Here is a 21019-nt window from a genome sequence, read left to right as displayed (position 1 = left end):
GCGCTAACAACAACTCAGCCACTAACACGCAAATACAAGCCAATGATTAGCACAGCCAACACGGCTGGCGGCGCAATATACCGCAACAATGCCTGCCAAAGCCAAAAAAACGCCCCTTCAAACCAGCCTTTTCGCACTCCGTATACCGATTTCGGCACCCGCCAAGCAGCAAACAAAACAAAACTAAAAACGCACATCGGCAGTAAAACATTGGCCGCTAAAATATCTAGCCACTCCATCAAACTCAAGGAAAACCACCGCAAATCGGAGTTTGGCATCATCGACAATATCGACAAATCGCCAAGCACAAACACCAAACCGCCGACCAATACTGCCGCCAGCCAGCGCAGCACACCCCAGCGCTCCACCAAATACGCTACCACTGGCTCCATCAAGGCAACGACTGTGGTTAATGACAGAATAAATAACAATAAATAAAACGCGGTGCCTGCGATATCACCAAACACGAGGTTAGCAAAAGAAAATGGCAAGCTGATGAACAACAACGCGGGGCCCGAACCAGAGACAATGTGTTGATCAAACACCAGCGCTAAAATGGCCACGCCAGCAATAATCAACACCGCCGCATCAAATACCGCCAAAGCAATTAGCTGACGACTCACAGAGCGTCCCGACGGAAAATACGCCCCATAGGCCATTAAAGCGCCAGTGCCAATACTGAGTGTGTAAAATGCGTGTTGTAGGGCAGAGAAGCCACCCCGCCACGTTAGGTCTTCTATCCGCATATCAAACATCCAGCTTAGCGCCGAATGGAAATCACCTAAAGCGTAGCCGTAATAAAGCAAACCCAATAGCACAAGCAATAGCACCGGCAAAACAATTCGCAACACCGCCGCCATTCCCTTCACCACATTCAATGCCGACAATGCCACCGCCAATACCAAAAATAGCCGCTGCCACAGCCTCATTACATCTGCACTTGCCAACAACGCTTGAAACTCGCTGGCGACAACATCCAAACTAGCCGCGTCTAGCACGCCAAATGCCATTTTGGTCACATAAGCTAACAACCATCCAGACACGACCGAATAAATCGCGGCCAGTAACAACGCCGCAATACAGGCGAACTGCGTAACTAACGACCAATACTTACTGGCCTTGGAATAATGCGCCAGCTGGTCAATCGCATGCACAGGATTGCCTCGAGCACGCACGGCAATACGCACTTCTGCCACCGCGATAGGCAGCATAATAAGAAACAAACACGCCACATAGGTAACGAGATAGGCGCCACCACCGTTTTGACCAAGCTCCTGTGGTGTCCGCCAGAAATTCCCGAGACTAACCACCAATCCGGTGGCGGCAGCAAGGAAAGTCCAACGGCTAGACCAAATTCCCTGTATTTTTCTTTTTTGTAAGGCCATACGTCGGCAACATCAATTTCAGCAAAGCAGACGTCTTTTTACCTGAGCCCAATAGGTTTTGCCAGCAACTCCCTCTATAATCGCCACCATGAGCAAAAACAAATCAAAAAACACCAGCGGCACGATCGCCCAAAACAAAAAGGCGCGTCACGACTACAGCCTCACCGACAAATTTGAAGCGGGTATAGTGCTTCAAGGCTGGGAGGTGAAAAGTCTGCGTCAGGGCAAAATTCAAATTACAGATACCTACGTCTTCCTTAAAGACGGCGAGGCGTTTCTGCTTGGCTGTAACATCACCCCGCTACTCAGTGCGTCGACACATTTTGTGACTGACCCAACCCGTACCCGCAAACTCTTGCTACACAGCAAAGAACTAAGCAAACTACAGGAGGCCGTTCAGCAAAAAGGCTATACCTGTGTATGCACCGCGCTGTACTGGAAAAAACACTTAATTAAAGCTGAAATTTGCTTGGCCAAAGGTAAGCAGGATCACGACAAACGTGAGACTGAGAAAAACCGTGACTGGGAACGACAAAAAATGCGCATTGTGCGCGACCATAACTAATACGAGCTAACCGCCACTCGACCATGAAAACTCTCTATTTACTGCGTCACGCCAAATCTGACTGGAATGATGACCAATTAACGGACGCAGATCGCCCCATCACCAAACGCGGTAAACGGGACTGCCAATTGGTCGCCGCCGAGCTTCAACGCAGCGGACGACGCTTTAAACATGTTTATTGCAGCACCGCAAAACGCGCGCAAGAAACACTCAAGCGCTTTCAAGGCGATTCCGATGTGTTTGACGACGCCGACATTATCCATGAAAACGCGGCATACACCTTTGAAGCAGCAAAATTGCTCGCGTGGCTAAAAGAGCTACCACAATCCCAAGATAGCGCCATGGTCATCGGCCACAATCCCGCCCTCGCTGAGCTGGCCAACTATTTATACGACGGTAAACTCGGCCACGTTGGCACATGCACCTTCATGGAATTAGAAATCAATATCGAATATTGGGATCAACTCCGGGCCGACAGCGCAAAACTCACCGACATTATTCGCCCCAAGCAATTCCGTTAATTCGCACGCTGCGACAAAGGACAATCACTGACAATGACCGCGCATCCGGCATTAAAAGATATAAGCATTGTTAACGACGTACTCATCCTCAAAAAAAATCACAAACTTATTCGCCGCATGCAAAATGCCCTGCCAGGGCCAGAAATTCATGGCTACCAAGTTTGGGGCTCGTCATTTTTAATCATGGATTACTTACTAGAAAACCCTCCTAAGAAAAAATCCAAAATGACTGAAATTGGCTGCGGCTGGGGAATTTTAGGCGTTTCTTGCGCGCAGCACTTTAAAGCAAAAGTGACGGCGGTTGACGCCGACGAACACGTATTCCCCTACCTCGATGCCCACGCATTGCTAAATGACGTCAAAATCACAACCCGCACAGCGCGTTACGAACACCTCAAAACAGCTGACCTAAAAGGTCATAGCCACATGCTAGGCGGCGACATTTGCTTTTGGGACAGCTTAGTAAAACCGCTATTCTCCGCAATAGAAGCCGCCCGCGAAGCAGGTGTTAGCACTATTATTATTGCCGATCCGGGGCGGTCACCATTTCATAAATTAGCCAAGCGCTGCCAAAAGGCCTTTGGCGCTGAGCTCATCACTAGAGAGATCAGCACGCCAAAAAAACTAAGTGGCGAGTTGCTGATTATCTCTCAGTAGATACTATTTTTTGACTTTCGACTTCGCAGCCTTAAGCTTTAATCTTGACCTATAGTCCAGCTTTGCCATGCGCGGCAATTTACCCGTACTCAAATATTTATGAGTCAGTAATTGCGAGCGAATTTTCGCTGAGCTTTTCTTCCGCGGCCTAAACGTATTACTCTGTGATGCATCAATAATCCGAGCTTTTACGTTATCTGCCCACTGCAAATCGATAATAGACTGCAATGTTTCCTGCAAAGGTTTACTGTATATCGGGCAGGTTACCTCGACTCTGAAATCGATGTTCCGCGTCATTAAATCTGCCGACGAAATAAAATAACGCGGCTCACCCGCGTTATGAAATATATAAACCCGCGGATGTTCTAAAAAACCATCCACAATACTAATGGCTTCAATATTTTCACTTAGACCTTTTACCCCCGGCACCAAAGAGCACATACCACGCACAATCAAACGCACCGGTACGCCCGCCGAGCTAGCCTCATATAATTTATCGATCAATTCACGATCAACCAAATTATTACACTTCAGCGTAATCCCACACTCAAGCCCCTTACGGCCATTATGAATTTCAGTTTCTACTAAGGCCAGCAAGCGCTCACGGCTATTTAAAGGCGACACGCCAAGATGTTTAAATTCATGTCGCTTGTAGTTGTAAGCGATAAAATCAAAGACTTTAGCAACCTCGTCGCCAAGCGCTTGATCGTAAGTAAGCAAGCTGAAGTCGGTGTATACCGTTGCGGTCTTCTCGTTGAAATTCCCAGTACCGATGTGTGAATAATATTTTTGGACACTGCCTTCCTGACGCACAATTGAAATCAATTTACTGTGCACTTTTAATCCAGGTACGCCTAAAATCACATTCACACCACCGTCCGTAAGACGTTGTGACAAGGCAATATTCGCCTCTTCATCAAAGCGCGCTTGTAACTCAACCACTACCGTCACTTCTTTGTGATTCGCCACCGCATTTAACAAAGCATCGACCACATGGGAATTAGATGCCACCCGATAAAGACTAGCCTTAATGCTTTTAACCGCAGGATCAATCGCTGCAGTTTTTAGCAAATCAGTTAGATAATTAAAACTGTGGTACGGGTAATGCAATAAAATATCCTGCTCACGCAGGCAGCTGAGAATATTTGATGCCTGATCAATGGCCGGCACCGGAATAACTGGCAGTTGCTTATTATCTAAATAGGCGGGGCCCAAATTAGGGAAGCGCATAAAATCTTTAGAATTATGATAGCGGCCACCAGGAATCATAGAATCCAAACGCCCCAAGCCTAAACGTCTCACCAAATAATCAAGTAAATCATTAGGCATGGCGCTGTCGTACACAAAGCGGACAGGATCACCTTTTTTGCGACGCTTTAAACTCTGTGTCATTTTTTCTACAAACGTGTGTGTTACCTCTTCACCTAATTCCAAATCTGCGTCACGAGTCAGTTTTATAGTGTAGGCTGCAGCCTCATCCATGGGAAAAATGCCGCGAAAGACTTCAGGCAAACACACCCGAATCATATTCTCTAGAGCAATAAGTACCTTACCCCGCTTACCCTTGCGCCCAGGAATACGAATAAAACGATCTAGTCTAGTCGTAGGAATTTCGAGCAGTGCAAAACGCGTCTGCTGCTCACTGCTCAGCTTTATTGCCAAATAAATCGAGGCATCATTTAATTCGGGAATGGGGTTCGCATCATCCAAAACAATCGGCACCAACTCCTGCTGGATATGCGAATGAAAGTAGCTCCTCACAAATGCCGTCTGCGGCCCATCTAACTGACGCTCATTTATCAAATAGATCTTACGGCGCCGCAACTCCTTCAAGTTTTCTCGGTACATTGCATCAAAACGATGCTGCAGCTTAAGAACTGACTGACGAATCTCTTCCAACAGCACCTTATATTCTTCTTGTTTAGACGGCGGTGAAAACGCCGCCAAACGCCGCACATCGGCTACCCGCACCCGGAAAAACTCATCTAAATTATTTGAAAAAATACCAAGATAACGAATACGCTGAATTACCGGCACACCTGGATCTGCTGCCTCTTGCAATACTCGCTCGTTAAAAGAGAGCCAACTCAACTCTTTAGCAATCCATGTCGTTCCTTCGATTTGCCCGCTCATCACCAATCCCATTTATTAAAAGTGTAATAAAAACTACACGCCAGCTTAATAAAGAATGATGTCATTAATATGACACATTTAAGCAGTCGATTTTGCTCTGCCCAGCCGATACACTAAACCCTCACCAAGGAATTATTATTACAATGGCTCAAAATAGTGACTCTTACGCGGCCCTCGACCTGGGCTCCAATAGCTTTCACCTACTTATTGCTAGTTTCCATGAAGATAAACTCCGTGTCATAGATCGCCATAAAGATATGGTTAGACTAGCCGCCGGTTTAGACGAAGACGGCCGCTTAAGCGACACAGCCCAAGACCGTGCGCTAGAAAGCCTCGCTAAAATGGCTGATCGCCTGCGCGGCGTACCCCGCCGACAAATCCGCATTGTCGGTACCAACACCCTTCGCGCTGCGACGAATGCCAATGAATTCATGGCCAAAGCCGAAGTCGTGCTTGGCCTACCCATTAACATCATCTCTGGCACAGAAGAGGCCCGCCTAGTCTACCTCGGCGTTGCTAACGACTTTGCACCAGAAAAACAGCGTCGCTTGGTCATTGATATCGGCGGCGGCTCAACTGAACTCGTCATTGGCACCAACACACCACGCCAGCTCGAAAGCCTACCGATGGGCTGCGTGAGCTTTAGCATGCGCTATTTTAAAAACGGCGACATCAGCGAAAAAGCGTTTAAAAAAGCGGTTAACGCCGCACGACAAATGATCGGCCCCTATGTAGAGCCCTTCCGCGCCCAATGGGACGAAGCTGTAGGCTCCTCTGGCACCATCCGCAGCATCGGCAAAATACTCGCAGAACAACAATATAGCGACGCCGGCTATATCTCTGCAGAAGGCTTAGAAAAGCTCAAAGACCAAGTACTGGCAATTGACAACAGTCACACACTAAATATCCCCGGCCTCAGCGACGATCGTAAAGAAGTATTCGTCGGTGGCCTTGCCGTCCTCTACGCACTGTTCCAAGAGCTAGAAATGCCTGGATTACACGTATCGGCGTACGCTATACGCGAAGGCATTGTCCACGACCTCGCCGGCCGTCTGCATCACCGAGACAAACGTGAAGACACCATCAAACACCTTATCCTTCAATACGGCATAGACAGCGCCCAAGGCGATCGCGTTGCTAACTGTTGCGCAAAGCTTTTACCCGCTGTTGCGCCACACATCAACACCCCCGAACATGAAGCTGAAGCACTGTTACGCTGGGCAGCACAACTCCACGAGCTCGGTCTTGCCATCGCCCACGGCGGCTACCAAAAACATGGCGCCTATATACTTGGCAACGCAGACATGCCCGGATTTTCTCGGCAAGAACAGGCCCGCCTAAGCTTTTTAGTAGCCAACCATCGTCGCAAACCCAAACAGCCTAGCACCTTAACCTACGGCGTCAGCGCAGACTGGCCATTAGTCTGCGTGCTCCGCCTCGCCTGTATTCTCTATCGCCGCCGACAACCTAAAAAACTCCCCGACAGCATCAGCTTACATAGCGCGAACGCTGACGAACTAACGCTCGCGATTCCAGAAGATTGGCTCAGCATAAACCCACTTATCGCGGCAGACCTTGAAGACGAGGCCGAACTGCTTAGTAAATCACTTAACATCAAACTCAGCATCGAACATAAAAACTAAGCAAGCAAAGCCACTGGCCGCAAGCAACGCAAAGCGGTACACTTACCGGTCTGGGGCCGATTTGGATTCGACGCCGGTTACAACGCTCTGAGGTGCATGCCGTGATGACAGCCAATCACGTAAATCCAAAGCTGTAAACCTAATAGTTGCCAACGACGACAACTACGCTCTAGCCGCTTAAACCCCGGTTAGCGGTCGCTACCAGATGCTTGTAAATGGGACGCGACTGTCATATAGAACAAGCTAGCGAGTAAGGTATGTCTGAGACCGAGCCGCGAAACACCTAATCAGAATCGCCAATCACGTCCTGCCCGTCGGGCTGTTTGCGGCTAAATTAATTGACGGAAACCAAGCATGTGAAGAGCCCTGAGTGGCGGACTGACGGACGCGGGTTCAATTCCCGCCGGCTCCACCAAGTATCAAACCCCAATCTGAAAGGATTGGGGTTTTTTATTGCCCTTTTAAAAATAAAAATATGCCAAAAGTAACTTGCCTCAAAATTTCTTGTTTTGCAAAAAGCACAGATCGCAAAAACCTTACTACCGACTACCATGTCACTAAGATGTCAGTACAGTGCTCACAAGGTTTCGTAAATATTTGTTCCAGTAAAGGGATTCGCCTATAGTCGAGGCCAGAACACGGAAGTAAGCATAAACACCCGTACTGAGGGAACAATGGCAATAGCAGCAGACGCGCCACAGAGCAGCAACTTCGCCTTTCTTAGCGAACACGACCCTATCCTGATTCAGCTTACCTCCACTGCTGAAAATGCCTTTTATGCAGACCCCAACACCACTCTGATTAAACTACGCCAGTTTGGCGAGGCCCTTGCTCAAGACGTGTCGCTGCGCGCCGGTATCGACTTTGACGACGCTACCAGTCAAGCCGACCTGCTCTACCGCTTGAATCGCGACATTAGCCTAGAGCCGGATGTTCGCAACCTCTTCCATGTACTACGCATCGAGGGCAATAAGGCCACCCACCAATTTCAAACCCAGCACAGGGAAGCGATGCAGGGCTTAAAGGTCGCTCGGCAGCTCGCTATTTGGTATCACAAATCCTTTGGCAAGCAAGGCAGCACATTTAAAGCTGGCGCCTTTATAGCGCCGCAGGACCCTAGCCAGAAGCTCCGTGAGCTGCAAGTACACATCGATCAGCTCAATGCAGAACTAAGTAGCAAAGCTGGCCAGCAGGAGGTCGAACAGCAACGCGATGCCCTGCTAGAGCTGGAGAAGACCGAATACCAGCAGCTCGCTGAACTAATGGACGAAGAAGCCCAGCAGTTTAAACAGCAGGCCCAGGCGGCGGAACAGGCGCTTGCTGCGCAGAGAACCAAGTTTGAAGCGCAGATCACCGCACTAAAACAACAGCTCACCACCAACAACGCCGCGCCAATAGAAAAGCAGCGCCAGTCCGTGCTAAACAAAACCCAATCGGCCAGTAAAACACTGGTGCTTGATGAAGAGCTCACCCGCGTGTTTATTGACCAGCTGCTGATCGATGCTGGCTGGGAGGCAGACACCCAAGAACTGACCTACAAATCTGGCGCCCGCCCCGAGAAAGGCAAGAACAAAGCCATTGCCGAATGGCCAACCCAGACTGGCCCCGCTGACTACATGCTATTCGCTGGGCTGACGCCCATCGCCGTTGTTGAAGCTAAACGAGAAAACAAAAACGTCGCAGGCATGATTCCCCAAGCCGAGCGCTACGCCAAGGGCTTTAAGCCCGACGCCACGGTAACGCCAGCATGGCAACTCGCGGGCCGCACAATCGCGTGGCCAGACGAGAACGACGGCCATTATCAAATTCCCTTTGTGTACTCCTGCAATGGCCGCGAATACATCAAACAACTGAAAGAACAGTCTGGCACATGGTTTCGGGATGTACGAGAAACCAGCAATCTTAGCCGCGCCCTGCAAAGCTTCCACAGCCCCTTAGGCCTATTAGACTTACTCGCCAGAGATAAAGAAAAAGCCCAGCAAATATTACAGGGCGAAGGCTTCACCTACCTGCGCCTGCGCGACTACCAAGAAAAAGCCATTGTCGCCGTTGAATCTGCCCTCGAGCGCGACCAGCGTGAATGCCTGCTGGCGATGGCAACCGGCACCGGTAAAACCCGCACTATCATTGGTTTGATGTACCGTTTTCTCAAAGCGGAGCGCTTCAAACGTATTCTGTTCTTAGTCGACCGCAGCGCCCTTGGTCAGCAAGCTATCGACGCGTTCAATGAAGCGCCACTGGAACAGAACCAGCCCCTAAGTAAAATCTACAATATAAAAGAACTCGGTGACATGGCTGCCGAGGCCGAGACCCGCATTCAAGTAGCTACGGTGCAAGCGATGGTGAAACGGATATTTATGTCCGACACCCCACCACCGGTTGACCAGTTCGACTGCATCATTATTGACGAAGCCCATCGCGGCTATACCCTCGACCAAGAGATGACCGAAGGTGAACTCGCCCTGCGCGACACCAGCCAATACCTGTCGAGCTACCGCCGCGTATTAGATTACTTCGATGCTATCAAGGTCGGACTCACGGCCACCCCCGCCAAACACACCAGCGACATTTTCGGCAAACCGGTTTACACCTACTCCTACCGCGAAGCCGTCGCCGACGACTGGCTAATCGACCACGAACCGCCGATTCGCTACGAAACCTTACTCAGCCAGAACGGCATTAAGTTTGAAAAAGGCGACACCGTCAGCGCAATCAACACCGCCACCGGCGAAGTTGAAGCCTCTGAATTAGAAGACGACCTAGGATTTGAGGTCGACGCCTTTAATCGCGGCGTGATCAGCGAGAATTTCAACAACGTCATCTGCCAACAGCTGGTGCAAGAGCTAGACCCCTTTGGCGATGAAAAAACCCTAATCTTCTGCGCCACCGACTTACATGCCGACATGGTCAAACGGCTGTTGGATGAGGCCTTTGTTGATGTTTACAACGGCGACTACCCGCAAGCCGCGGTCGCCAAAATTACCGGCCAAAGCGACAAAGTCGACCAGCTCATTCGCCGCTACAAAAACGAGCGCTACCCCAATATCGCGATAACCGTCGATTTGCTCACCACCGGCATCGATGTGCCCAAGATCGCCCACTTGGTGTTTATGCGCCGAGTGCGCTCACGCATTCTTTATGAACAAATGGTGGGCCGCGCCACTCGCCGCTGCGACGACATTGGCAAAACCGTATTCCGCATATACGACCCCGTTGGCATTTACGCGGCACTGCAAGACGTGTCCACCATGAAGCCGCTAGTGCGCAAGCCCAACATCACTCTTGAACAGCTCTGCGACGAGCTGACCGACCCCGACAAACTAGAGCAAAGCCTGAATGCCCCCGGCGAAGCCCACGACAGTAGTCACGCCGACACCGTTTTGAGCCAGCTCGGCCAAAAGGTGATGCAGGTGCTGCGCAAGGCCGAAAAGAAAGCCGAGAACAATCCGCAGCTGCGCCAGAAGCTAGATGAGCTGCAATACAGCTGGGGTGTTGAACCCGCCAAACTCCACCAACACCTGCACACTCTAGGCCCCCGTCAAGCCGCCGCCTTTCTCAATGAGCACCGCGGCTTTATAGACCAGCTCGCCCAAGTAAAAGCGATTATGGGCAGCGAGCGCATGCCAGTAATATCGGAGCACGAAGACGAGCTACGAGTGCGGGAGCAAAACTACGGGGTTTACGACAAACCCCAAGACTACCTCGACAGCTTCAATCAATTTGTTCGCCAGCAGCTCAACGACTCCGCCGCCCTCAGCGCGGTGGTTAACCGGCCCCGCGACCTGACTCGCCAGCAACTCAAAGACGTTCGCCTGCTCTTAGACAATAACGGCTATACCGAACCCAGCCTACAATCGGCATGGCGGCAGCAAACCAACCAAGACATTGCCGCCAGTATCATCGGCCACATTCGCCGCGCCGCCATCGGCGAGGCCATGATCCCTTTTGAGCAGCGGGTACAAAACGCGGTGCAAAAAATTCTTAGCCAGCACAACTGGACAGCCAATCAGCGCAAATGGCTAACTCGGCTTGGCAAACAACTCACCCACGAAGTTATTATCGACCGCGACACCATTAACCAAATTCCCGCCTTTGAAGGCGGCGCCAAGCAATTCGACAAAGTGCTCGATAATCAGCTCGATACCGTACTCGACGCCATTAACGACGCGCTGTGGGCGGCGTCTTAATCCACAGCAACACGGCATATGCATAAAAAACGCAACTTTTTATGCACGTCGACAGAACGTGTACATTTTTTGCGACTTTTTATACATATCAGCTTGTCATGTCGATGCCATCAACCTATGCTGGTCAAATGTCGATAAAACCGGATTATTTAAACATGACATGGCAAGCCGACCGACCCTACAACAACCTACCGCCACTGCCACCACCGCGAGAAGCGGTAGAAAACCTCGGCATACTCAAGGCCTGCATTCCAGCACGCGCGGCCTTGGCCGAGCTAAAACAAGCGGGCGAGCTGCTGCCCAACCAAGGTTTGCTGATCAATCTGCTACCGCTATTAGAAGCCAAAGGCTCGTCTGAGATCGAAAACATTGTCACCACCACCGACAAGCTCTTTCAGTACGCCGACGAAGACAGCAGCGCCGACCCAGCAACCCGCGAAGCGCTGCGTTATCGCACGGCATTGGCTAGCGGCTACGCCAAACTCCGCGAACGCCCTCTCACCGCCAACACCGCCATAGATATATGCAGCACCATTAAATCGCTAGACATGCAGGTGCGCAAAGTACCCGGCACCAAACTCATGAATCCCGCTAGTGGCCAAGTGATTTACACACCGCCAGAGGGCGAAGCCCAGCTCAATACACTGCTTAGCAACTGGGAGAAATTTCTTTATAGCGACGACGACCTAGACCCGCTCATTAAAATGGCCATTGCCCATTATCAGTTTGAAGCCATTCACCCCTTTACCGACGGCAATGGTCGCACCGGCCGCGTATTGAACATTCTTTACCTTATTCAAGAAGAACTCCTCAGCCTGCCTATACTCTACCTAAGCCGCTATATTGTGGAACACAAGGCCGACTACTACCGCCTACTACTCGGTGTAAGCAGCCAGCAAAACTGGCAGGAGTGGATTTTATATATACTGGCCGCAGTAACAGACACGGCGCAGTGGACAACCGCTAAGATTGCCGCGACCCGCCAGCTCATGATCATTACTGGCGACCATGTGCAACGTCAGCTCCCCAAAGCCTATAGCCACGAGCTGATCCAGGTCATCTTCCAACAACCCTATTGCCGAATAACTAATTTAGTCGACGCCAATATTGCCAAGCGGCAAACCGCTTCGGTATACCTTAAGCAACTCTGCGAGATTGGCGTGTTAGAAGAGCGCCAAGTTGGCAAAGAAAAATTATTTATACATCCCAAGCTGGTTCAGCTTTTGAGTCAGGACAGCAACACCATTAAGGATTACCCCCCAGCATGACCAACAACGACATTGTTCAAAAACTCTGGAATCTCTGCGACGTACTCCGCGACGACGGCATTAACTACAGCGACTACGTCACCGAGCTGGTGATGCTGCTGTTTATGAAAATGGTGCACGAGAACACCGAGTCTGACTTGCTCAAAACTCACATTCTGCCAGAAGGCTGCCGCTGGACCGATCTCAACAGCAAGTCGGGTTTAAATTTACTCGACGACTACAAACGCATACTGTTGGCGCTGTCTTCCGGCAAAGACGCCAACAACGTGCAGGTTCACAACGACCTATTAATTTCTGCCGTATATGCCGACGCCCAAACCCGACTGCGCGAGCCGCGTCACCTAGAGCAGCTGGTAAAAGCCCTAGACCAAATCGACTGGTATAGCGCCCAGCAAGATGGCTTGGGGGATTTATACGAAGGCCTGCTCGAAAAAAACGCCAGCGAAACCAAATCTGGCGCAGGGCAATACTTCACCCCGCGAGCCCTTATTAATAGCATGGTGCGCTGCATTCAGCCCCAAGCCGGTGAAATCGTGCAAGACCCCGCGGCGGGAACCGCCGGTTTTTTAATTGCCGCCGACGCCTATATTAAACAGCACACCGACGACCTATTTAACCTGCCAGCAAAAGATCAAAAGTTTCAACGCAACAAAGCCTTTCTCGGTGTAGAGCTAGTGCCCAGCACCCGCCGCATGGCCTTAATGAACTGCCTGCTACACGGCATGGAAGGCGACGACGAAGGCGTGGTTCACCTTGGCAACGCACTTGGTATGGTCGGCGCCAATCTGGCAAAGGCCGACATTATTTTAGCCAACCCGCCCTTTGGCACCTCCAAGGGCGGCGATGCCAGCATCACCCGCGACGACCTCACCTATAAAACCAGCAACAAACAACTGGCCTTCTTGCAGCATATTTATCGCAATTTAAAACCCGGTGGCCGCGCCGCCGTGGTCTTGCCAGACAATGTCTTATTTGAAGCAGGCGTGGGCAACGAGGTGCGCCGCGACTTAATGAACAAGTGCAATCTGCACACCATACTGCGCCTGCCCACTGGTATTTTTTACGCCCAAGGTGTTAAAACCAACGTACTGTTTTTTACTAAAGGCCACCCCAAAGACAAACTGCAAGACGAAAACTGCACCACTAACGTATGGGTTTACGACCTGCGCACCAATATGCCCAGCTTTGGCAAACGCACACCATTTACTGAAGAACACCTGACGCCTTTTGAAAACGTGTTTGGCAAAAAAGCCGACGGCACCTCCAAACGCAGTGAGGGTGAATGGAGCTTCAACGCCAAAGAGGCCGACACTACCGAAGAAGCTGGCAGTAACGACGACCTAGCCAAAAGCCGCTGGCGGGTATTCAACCGCGACTGGGTACGCGACACCAAAGGCGACTCGCTAGACATTAGCTGGCTAAAAGACAAAGACAGCGTCGATGCCGCCAACTTGCCAGAACCAGAAGTACTGGCAGCAGAAGCCATGTCCGAATTGACCGAATCACTGAGAGAGATAGATGGCTTGATGCGGGCCTTGGGGGCTGGGGACGAGGCAGATGTTCAGAAGCAGCTTTTGCAGGATGTATTAGGTGTTGGGAGTGAGTCGGCCTAATGAGTAAAACCGACAGCAATATAAACTCAGCACTCCAAAGCAGTCATTCCTGCGAAGGCGGGAATCTAGAGCTACCGACCTCTTGGGTATACACCCAGCTAGGCGCCGTTACGAAATATGGCAAAACAACCAAAGCTGAACTAAGCGATGCGTCCCAAGGCGACTGGATTCTTGAATTAGAAGACGTCGAAAAAGATAGCTCACGGTTACTGAAACGCGTAACTGTAGAGGCAAGAAAATTTAAAAGCTCCAAGAACAAGTTCAAAACTGGTGATGTACTGTACGGTAAGCTCAGGCCTTACCTAAATAAAATCATCATCGCTGACCGCCCAGGATATTGTTCGACAGAAATCATTCCAATAGATGCAGAACCTTTTGTATCAAATAGGTACCTATTCTACTGGCTAAAATCAGAATCATTTCAGGCCCATGTAAATGCAGCCAGCTATGGGGTAAATATGCCTCGACTAGGCACCAAAGACGGTTTGCAAGCACCACTAATACTCCCGCCCCTAGCTGAACAAAAAGTCATCGCCGACAAACTCGACGAACTACTGGCACAGGTCAACACCGTAAAAGCCCGCCTCGACGCCATCCCCACCATTCTCAAACGCTTCCGCCAATCGGTACTCGCTGCGGCGGTGAGTGGGAAATTGACGGAGGAGTGGCGCCATGAAAATAATGCCGTAGACAAAAATGCGATTATTCAATTTATCGAGAACGAGCGCTTGAACAGCTGGATCACTGAGCAGAAGAAAAGTGCACATAGAAAAGGTATACCGTTTAATCTTGACTCAAATATTAAAAAATATAAAAAGCCAACCAATAACTATTCAGACGAGCTCAATCTTACAGCCATACAATCTGCACCAGAAGGATGGTTTGTCTCTAACCTTGATAGCATATCAATATCAGTTACAGGAAAAACCCCACCAACAACAGATGAAAAAAATTGGGGTGGGAAAATTCCATTCATTACCCCATCACAAATTAAAATAAATGGACATATCGTGGCACCTGAGCGGTACGTCACAGATAAAGCCGCCGAAAAAACACCGATTCTACCCTCCGGATCTATTCTCATTGTCTGCATCGGTACTATTGGGAAAGTTGGATTACTAGAAAAGGAGTCAGCATTCAATCAGCAAATAAATGCACTTATACCCACAGCAGCAATCAAGAAAGAGTTTCTTTTCATGTGGGCACAGACCTTACACACATGGCTGAATAAAACATCTAGCGCAGTAGTCAACGCTGCAATTATCAACAAAAGCAGATTATGCTCTGCACCCTGCCCTGTACCTCCTATCGAAGAACAAACCGAAATAGTCCGCCGCGTAGAACAACTCTTCACCTACGCAGACCAAGTCGAGCAACAAGTCAAAAACGCCCAAGCCCGTGTTAACCAGCTCACGCAGTCCATACTTGCCAAAGCATTCAGAGGCGAGCTCACCGAGCAATGGCGTCAAGACAACCCCGAACTCATCAGCGGCGACAATAGCGCCGCCGCGCTGCTAGAACGCATCAAGGCCGAGCGCGCAGCGGCCAAACCGGCCAAGAAAACCAAAGGCAGGAAGAGCGATGCCTAACAACGACGAACAGCAATTACCGCTCTTTGATCTTGAGCTTAGTCCGAGTAAGGAGCAGCCGACTACAGAAAATGTTGTCGACCGCGAAGATGCTGCCCCAATAAAGGAATCACGCTATAGCAAGTACATTGTCTACGTTGACGAGAGCGGCGATCACGGTATGCAGACTATCGACCCTAATTACCCGCTATTCGTCTTGGCACTATGCGTTTTCCATAAACGGCACTACAGCGAGAAAGTCGTTTCAGCCTTAGAAAAATTTAAATTCAATCACTTCGGCCATGATCAAGTGGTGCTTCACGAAAACGAGATAAGAAAGGAAAAAGGGGAGTTCAATATCTTCCGCAGCAAGGAAGAAAAGTTTGCGTTTATGGACGAGTTGACCCAAATCATTGAGCGTAGCAATTTCATTCTGATCAGTTGTGTTATCGATAAGCGTCAACTAAAGGGCCACGCCGATGCAAATGCCAACCCCTACCATATCGCACTCGGCTTTTGCCTAGAGACGCTCTTTGAGTTTTTGCAGGAAAAAGGCCAAGAGAAAAAGCAAACCCATGTAGTGGTTGAATGTCGCGGTAGGAAGGAAGATAACGAGTTAGAGCTGGAGTTTCGCCGTATTTGTGACGGCGCCAATCGACTTTCGCGGCAACTACCCTTTGACGTTCGGTTCTCAGATAAAAAAGCCATGTCGTCCGGCTTGCAGTTAGCTGACCTAGTCGCCCGACCAATAGGACTGAGCGTTTTCAAACCAGAACAAGAAAATCGGGCATTTGACGTACTGAAACGGAAATTTTACTGCGCAGGAGGTCGAGACGCTGTCGGAAATGACTTTGAAAGCTATGGCTTGAAGATTTTTCCAAGCCCAGAAAGCGAAAAGCCCCGATGATACTCACCGAGGCTGCGACGCCGACCGGGAACCCCCAATCCACTTGCGCAAATTATAGGCCACCCCCGCTAACTAGATCAACCTCCCTACCCCCATATTAATGAACAATCGCCTCAGTCTCGCAGAACTGGGGGCATTTATGGGGCATAAATAAAAACACAAAAACACAAAACCTTTAATATCAATCAGTTGGAATGTCTATTAAAGTGACGCCGGCTCCACCAAGTATCAAACCTCAACTCGAAAGAGTTGGGGTTTTTTATTACCTGCTTAAAAGAACGCCGTACCACCACTTCAATTTCTACAAATAGCCTCACGCGGTAATCACAATAAAAAAGGCGAGCCATTCACTGCTCGCCTTTCCAACTCCCATTTTTAAATCAAATTTAAGCAACAACTAAGATCTTTCCATCACGGCCACCTTCGGCCGCCGCTGCTACCGCTTGTTTAATTTCGCTCACAGGATATTCGGCATGAATTTTTGTCTTCAATTTACCTTCAGTAATGTATTTGGTGATTTGGCCGAATAGCGCCATTTGTTTTTCAGGTGTGGCGGTGCGGAACCAACGGGCCAACCAGAAGCCTTTGAGGGTGACGTCACGAAACACTAGGGATTTTGCTGACAATTGGCATGACTCGCCACTCATTAAACCGTAGTTGACCAAGGTGCCACCCGTCGCAAGACAGGCGCCCACGTTATCGGTAGCGGCGCCACCAATGGCGTCAATTGCCAACTTTGGTAGATTGTCGCCGCATATTTTGGCAACGTCTTTGGCGAGTGCGGGGCCGTCGACCAACACCACATCACCACCCAGCGCTTTCACGCCTTCAACGGCAGATTCGCGGCGAACCACGTTTATGGTTTTTAATCCTTTAATTTTTGCCAATTGAATCAGGTAGCTGCCTACGCCTGAGTTGGCCGCATTTTGTATTACCCAGTCACCCGGTTTTAAATCAACAAATTCTTCCAACATTAATAGTGCAGTTGGCGGGTTAATGGTCATCATGGCCAACTGCTTAGCGTCGGCCTCATTCGGCACAGGAATCAGCTGCGCAGTTTTACATACCATGTGGGTCGCCCAGCTACCAATACCAACTGGCAACATGACAGTTTGACCAATCGCAGGTCCCTTGCCCCCAAGCTTAACTATCTTACCCACACCTTCATTGCCACCAATTGCGGGCAAAGGCGGCAATATGCCGTACTCACCGGTTAGGGTGAGGACGTCTGAAGGATTTATCGGCGAGGCGATTAACTCTACCAGCGCCTCATCTTCGGCAAGCTCGGCAATGTCAAATTCTACCGCGCAAATCGATTTCTGCGGATCTGATCCGCGCTCGGTGTACTGTGCTTTTAACATAATTGCTCCTTTGCATTTTTGCCGTACTGCCTTAGTACAAGCAGCAGGACAGTAAACTAAAATTCCGCGTCATCGCGACATCCGTACGTCGGGGATATCAAGACCGCCGATAAGCGCAGTGAGAATTTCCACCGGCTTTCTGATGTTGATATCAAACCGCGCAGATTTACTTTGCGCACAAAATAATGGCAGGCCATCGTTGACGCGTCAATGATTTGCGCGCAAAATATTTCTCAACACGGAGAACAACATTGACTGACATACCGGCCCTAAAGCTCAAAAACCAGATCTGCCACTCACTTTACTCGGCAACCAACGCCCTAATTCGAGCCTATCGACCGCTACTAGATCAGCTGGGGCTAACCTATGCCCAGTACTTGGTCATGCTAGCGCTGTGGGATGAGGACAAGGTAATTATTAAAAGCCTTGTAGAGCGCACGCGATTTGACGCGGGCACGCTCACGCCGATACTCAAGCGCCTGGAAAGCAAAAAATTACTCACCATCGCCAAATCGAGCAATGATTCACGCCAGAAAGTAATCGTGTTAACAACCGCAGGGAAGGACCTCGCCGATCAAGCCAAGCAAACTCCCGACAACATCAGCGGCCAAATTGCCATGCCACGCCAAGATGTCCAGCAGCTCAAAGCGCTCGCTGAGCAGCTGTACGCCCTCATCAATACCAACTTAACAAACAGCGACACTGAATAAATCCGCACTCAGCGCGGGTTCACTTTTTTAATCGCCACGCCACTCACATTGCCCAAAATTCCAGCTCAGAACCACAGCGCGAACCTAGACTTAGACCCCGTACCGACACGTAAAGTTATAGAACCATTACCATATAGTTACAATTGGCGACTTTTGTGCAGTAGAGTGGTAGCTTAGCGATTAGGTCTAACGGCTTTTCAAAGTGGCCGGTCCAGCCAAAATAAAAATACGCGACCGCCCCCGTCAAAACGATAAGAAACAATACCAAACACCCAGTAGGTTAAAGAATGAAAATCCAGCTATCCGTTCTGATTTTATGTACGTCCACGTTAATCGCTTGCGGTGGTTCAAGCTCTTCTGGCTCAGGCGGCAGTCAAGGCGGCAGCAATCCACCACCTACAGAAACACCCGTTACTCGCTACGACATGGCCAATGGCTGCTACGCTATTCAGTCGACACAAACCAAAAATTACGTCGCTGCAAGCGACGGTACTTACAACAGCAATGCCGAGTCAGTAGGCGCCGGTGATACATTTTTTATGCAGCCCGCCAATCTAGGTAAATATCTGTTCTACACCGAAGACCGCAAATTACTTACCGCAAGAAACGGTTCGGTCAATGCCGAAGACGTAGCAACTGACGCCGCGATTTGGACTATTGATGTTGCGCAGGGCAGCGATAGTTTCACTATTGTGTCTGACAGCAGTTCGCAAACTATGCAGGTGGATGACAACGGCGCGCTAGTTACAGCGGAAAATACCAGCGGCCCAGCTAGCCAGTTCAAATTCGTACCGAGCACTGGCTGCACCAGCTACCCCGAAATGCCCACCGCAGTGAGCGGTAAAACATTTAAAGGTAATGGAATAAATAAACCGCTTATTGGCTTTGCCGATATCCACACCCACATGGGCATGTCTAGCGAGATGTCTTATGCGGGCGATGTTGGCCCCTCAGCTGGTGGCGTACTCTACGGTGAAGTTATTCATCGCTTTGGGGTGGATCACGCACTAGAAAACTGCGAAGACATTCACGGCCCCAACGGGATTCGCGATGGTAATAACGTGCTTAGCATGAGCCCCACCGACACCCATAACACCGAAGGCTGGCCGACCTTTGTGGATTGGCCGCGCCGCGATTATTTAACCCATCAAGTGATGTACTACAAATGGGTGGAACGCGCTTACCTTTCCGGCTTGCGGTTAATGGTAAACCACGGCACCAATATCACAGCGCTGTGTAATGTCGGTAAAGTGCTGGCGACCAACCCGCAAGCCGACTGCAACGACATGAGCGTAGCAGTTAAACAGCTAGAGTATTTATTTGACGTACAGGATTACATCGACGCCCAATCCGGCGGCCCCGGTAAAGGCTGGTATCGTATTGTTAAAAGCCCACAAGAGGCGCGCGAAGTCATTAACGACGGCAAGATGGCGGTGGTACTCGGTGTAGAGGTTGCCCAAATATTTGACTGCGGCGTCACCATGTTGCCCGGCGGCATAGAGCAGCGTAAATGTGACCAAGCGCAAATTGACAGTGAAATTCAGCGCCTATGGGATCTGGGCGTGCGCCACGTTTATCCCTTCCACGACATTGACAGCTCATTGGGCGGCGCCGGTATCTTTAGCGGCGACGTCATAAACGTTCTCAACTTCCTCGACACCGGCGCATTCTGGAAAACGACCGCGTGCCGCGACTACCCTGTAGACGAACCCTCGGTTCGCACCCCCGGCACAGAAATGACCACGGCCATTCCCGGCTCCGGCAATGACCCAATAACGCAACTATTGTTTGAAACCACCGGCGGGATCACACCACTATACCCACCGGGCAAACGCTGTAATGCCCGCACCGTGACCGACCTTGGTGAATACGCGCTCCGTGCGCTGATGCAACGTGGCATGGTAATCGACATCGATCACGCCGCCTATCACAGCAAAGACATCATGCTGGATATCGCCGACGAACAAGCGCCGGCCTACCCACTGTCATCTGGACATGACGCGCATGGCGGCCTAACCAGCGACCAAGTAGTGCGTATGCTCAAAAACGGTGGCGTGGTTTATCCCTACAAAGGTACCGGCGTAAAGCACAAAGAATTTTTGGAAAAATTAAAATTCTGGCGTACCAAAGCCGGCATTAATAACAGCAATCAAATTCTAGGATTAGGCTACGGCGCCGACGCCAACGGCTTTGGCGGTCATCCCGGCCCACGCGGCGGCGACTCAGAGCCCGTCATTTATCCTTTCACATTATTCAGTGGTGACGACTGGGGATCGCAATTTGCAGGATTCGACCCCGTTACCGTCGACATGTTATTAATTCCAGAAAGTGGCAAGTATTGGCATATTGACGAAACCGGTATGTCGCACTACGGTCTAGTTGCAGACTTTGTTGAAGAAGTGCGATTAGAAGGCGGCAAAGAAGCCCTCGACGCCCTGTATAATTCTGCGGAAGCCTATGTACAAATGTGGGAACGCGCCTACAACCGCAACGGAAACTAA

14 protein-coding genes and 1 other RNA gene are annotated in these 21019 nt (G+C 50.1%); 12 read left to right on the top strand and 3 right to left on the bottom strand.

Features of this window, described 5'->3' with window-relative positions:
* Positions 1-14: 14 nt before the first annotated feature.
* Complete coding sequence (locus tag GVJ32_RS04615; RefSeq protein ID WP_159238890.1) at positions 15-1385, bottom strand: sodium-dependent transporter; 1371 nt, start codon at positions 1383-1385, stop codon at positions 15-17.
* An 88-nt stretch (positions 1386-1473) separates the two neighbouring features.
* Here GVJ32_RS04615 and smpB point away from each other — a divergent pair, with 88 nt between their 5' ends.
* The 3 genes from smpB to GVJ32_RS04600 are packed head-to-tail and all read left to right on the top strand — an operon-like array spanning position 1474 to position 3128.
* Positions 1474-1950 (top strand): SsrA-binding protein SmpB, encoded by a 477-nt coding sequence (gene smpB, locus GVJ32_RS04610; protein ID WP_159238889.1) that lies wholly within the window; start codon positions 1474-1476, stop codon positions 1948-1950.
* Positions 1951-1973: 23 nt separating this feature from the next.
* Complete coding sequence (locus GVJ32_RS04605; RefSeq protein WP_159238888.1) at positions 1974-2471, top strand: SixA phosphatase family protein; 498 nt, start codon at positions 1974-1976, stop codon at positions 2469-2471.
* A 33-nt stretch (positions 2472-2504) separates the two neighbouring features.
* Positions 2505-3128 carry a class I SAM-dependent methyltransferase gene (locus GVJ32_RS04600; RefSeq protein ID WP_159238887.1) on the top strand — a complete coding sequence of 208 codons (624 nt, stop codon included), beginning with the start codon at positions 2505-2507 and terminating at the stop codon, positions 3126-3128.
* Positions 3129-3131: 3 nt separating this feature from the next.
* On the opposite strand, the gene ppk1 is transcribed toward GVJ32_RS04600, so the two are convergent.
* Positions 3132-5261, bottom strand: a complete 2130-nt coding sequence (gene ppk1, locus GVJ32_RS04595; RefSeq protein ID WP_159238886.1) for a polyphosphate kinase 1 — start codon at positions 5259-5261, stop codon at positions 3132-3134.
* A gap of 143 nt (positions 5262-5404) precedes the next feature.
* Between ppk1 and ppx the strand changes: the two genes are divergently transcribed.
* From ppx to GVJ32_RS04560, 7 genes are all read left to right on the top strand, one after another.
* Positions 5405-6904 carry an exopolyphosphatase gene (ppx, locus tag GVJ32_RS04590; RefSeq protein WP_159238885.1) on the top strand — a complete coding sequence of 500 codons (1500 nt, stop codon included), beginning with the start codon at positions 5405-5407 and terminating at the stop codon, positions 6902-6904.
* A gap of 52 nt (positions 6905-6956) precedes the next feature.
* Positions 6957-7319, top strand: a transfer-messenger RNA (tmRNA) gene (gene ssrA / locus GVJ32_RS04585).
* 259 nt (positions 7320-7578) lie between these two features.
* On the top strand, positions 7579-11091 hold the full coding sequence (gene hsdR, locus GVJ32_RS04580) for a type I restriction-modification system endonuclease (protein ID WP_159238884.1): 3513 nt from the start codon (positions 7579-7581) through the stop codon (positions 11089-11091).
* Between the two features lie 98 nt (positions 11092-11189).
* Positions 11190-12359, top strand: coding sequence for a protein adenylyltransferase Fic (gene fic, locus GVJ32_RS04575; RefSeq protein ID WP_353652893.1), 1170 nt, complete (start codon positions 11190-11192; stop codon positions 12357-12359).
* Positions 12356-13972 (top strand): N-6 DNA methylase, encoded by a 1617-nt coding sequence (locus GVJ32_RS04570; protein ID WP_159238883.1) that lies wholly within the window; start codon positions 12356-12358, stop codon positions 13970-13972. Before fic ends, GVJ32_RS04570 begins: the two co-directional genes overlap by 4 nt.
* A complete protein-coding gene (locus tag GVJ32_RS04565; RefSeq protein WP_159238882.1) occupies positions 13972-15561 on the top strand; it encodes a restriction endonuclease subunit S in 1590 nt (529 codons plus the stop codon). The genes GVJ32_RS04570 and GVJ32_RS04565 overlap by 1 nt, the downstream gene beginning before the upstream one ends.
* A complete protein-coding gene (locus GVJ32_RS04560) occupies positions 15554-16447 on the top strand; it encodes a DUF3800 domain-containing protein (protein ID WP_159238881.1) in 894 nt (297 codons plus the stop codon). Before GVJ32_RS04565 ends, GVJ32_RS04560 begins: the two co-directional genes overlap by 8 nt.
* A gap of 386 nt (positions 16448-16833) precedes the next feature.
* Here the strand turns inward: GVJ32_RS04560 and GVJ32_RS04555 are convergent, their stop codons facing one another.
* Entirely contained in the window at positions 16834-17808 is a 975-nt protein-coding gene (locus GVJ32_RS04555) for a zinc-dependent alcohol dehydrogenase family protein (protein ID WP_159238880.1), read from the bottom strand.
* Between the two features lie 251 nt (positions 17809-18059).
* On the opposite strand from GVJ32_RS04555, the gene GVJ32_RS04550 reads away from it, so the two are divergent.
* A complete protein-coding gene (locus GVJ32_RS04550; RefSeq protein WP_159238879.1) occupies positions 18060-18518 on the top strand; it encodes a MarR family winged helix-turn-helix transcriptional regulator in 459 nt (152 codons plus the stop codon).
* A gap of 287 nt (positions 18519-18805) precedes the next feature.
* Positions 18806-21019, top strand: coding sequence for a peptidase M19 (locus GVJ32_RS04545; protein WP_159238878.1), 2214 nt, complete (start codon positions 18806-18808; stop codon positions 21017-21019).

Origin of the sequence: Zhongshania aliphaticivorans (genome assembly GCF_902705855.1) — a bacterium.
Taxonomy (GTDB): domain Bacteria; phylum Pseudomonadota; class Gammaproteobacteria; order Pseudomonadales; family Spongiibacteraceae; genus Spongiibacter; species Spongiibacter aliphaticivorans_B.
The sequence above is the reverse complement of the archived record's forward strand: the minus strand, read 5'-3'. Positions and strand labels throughout refer to the sequence as shown.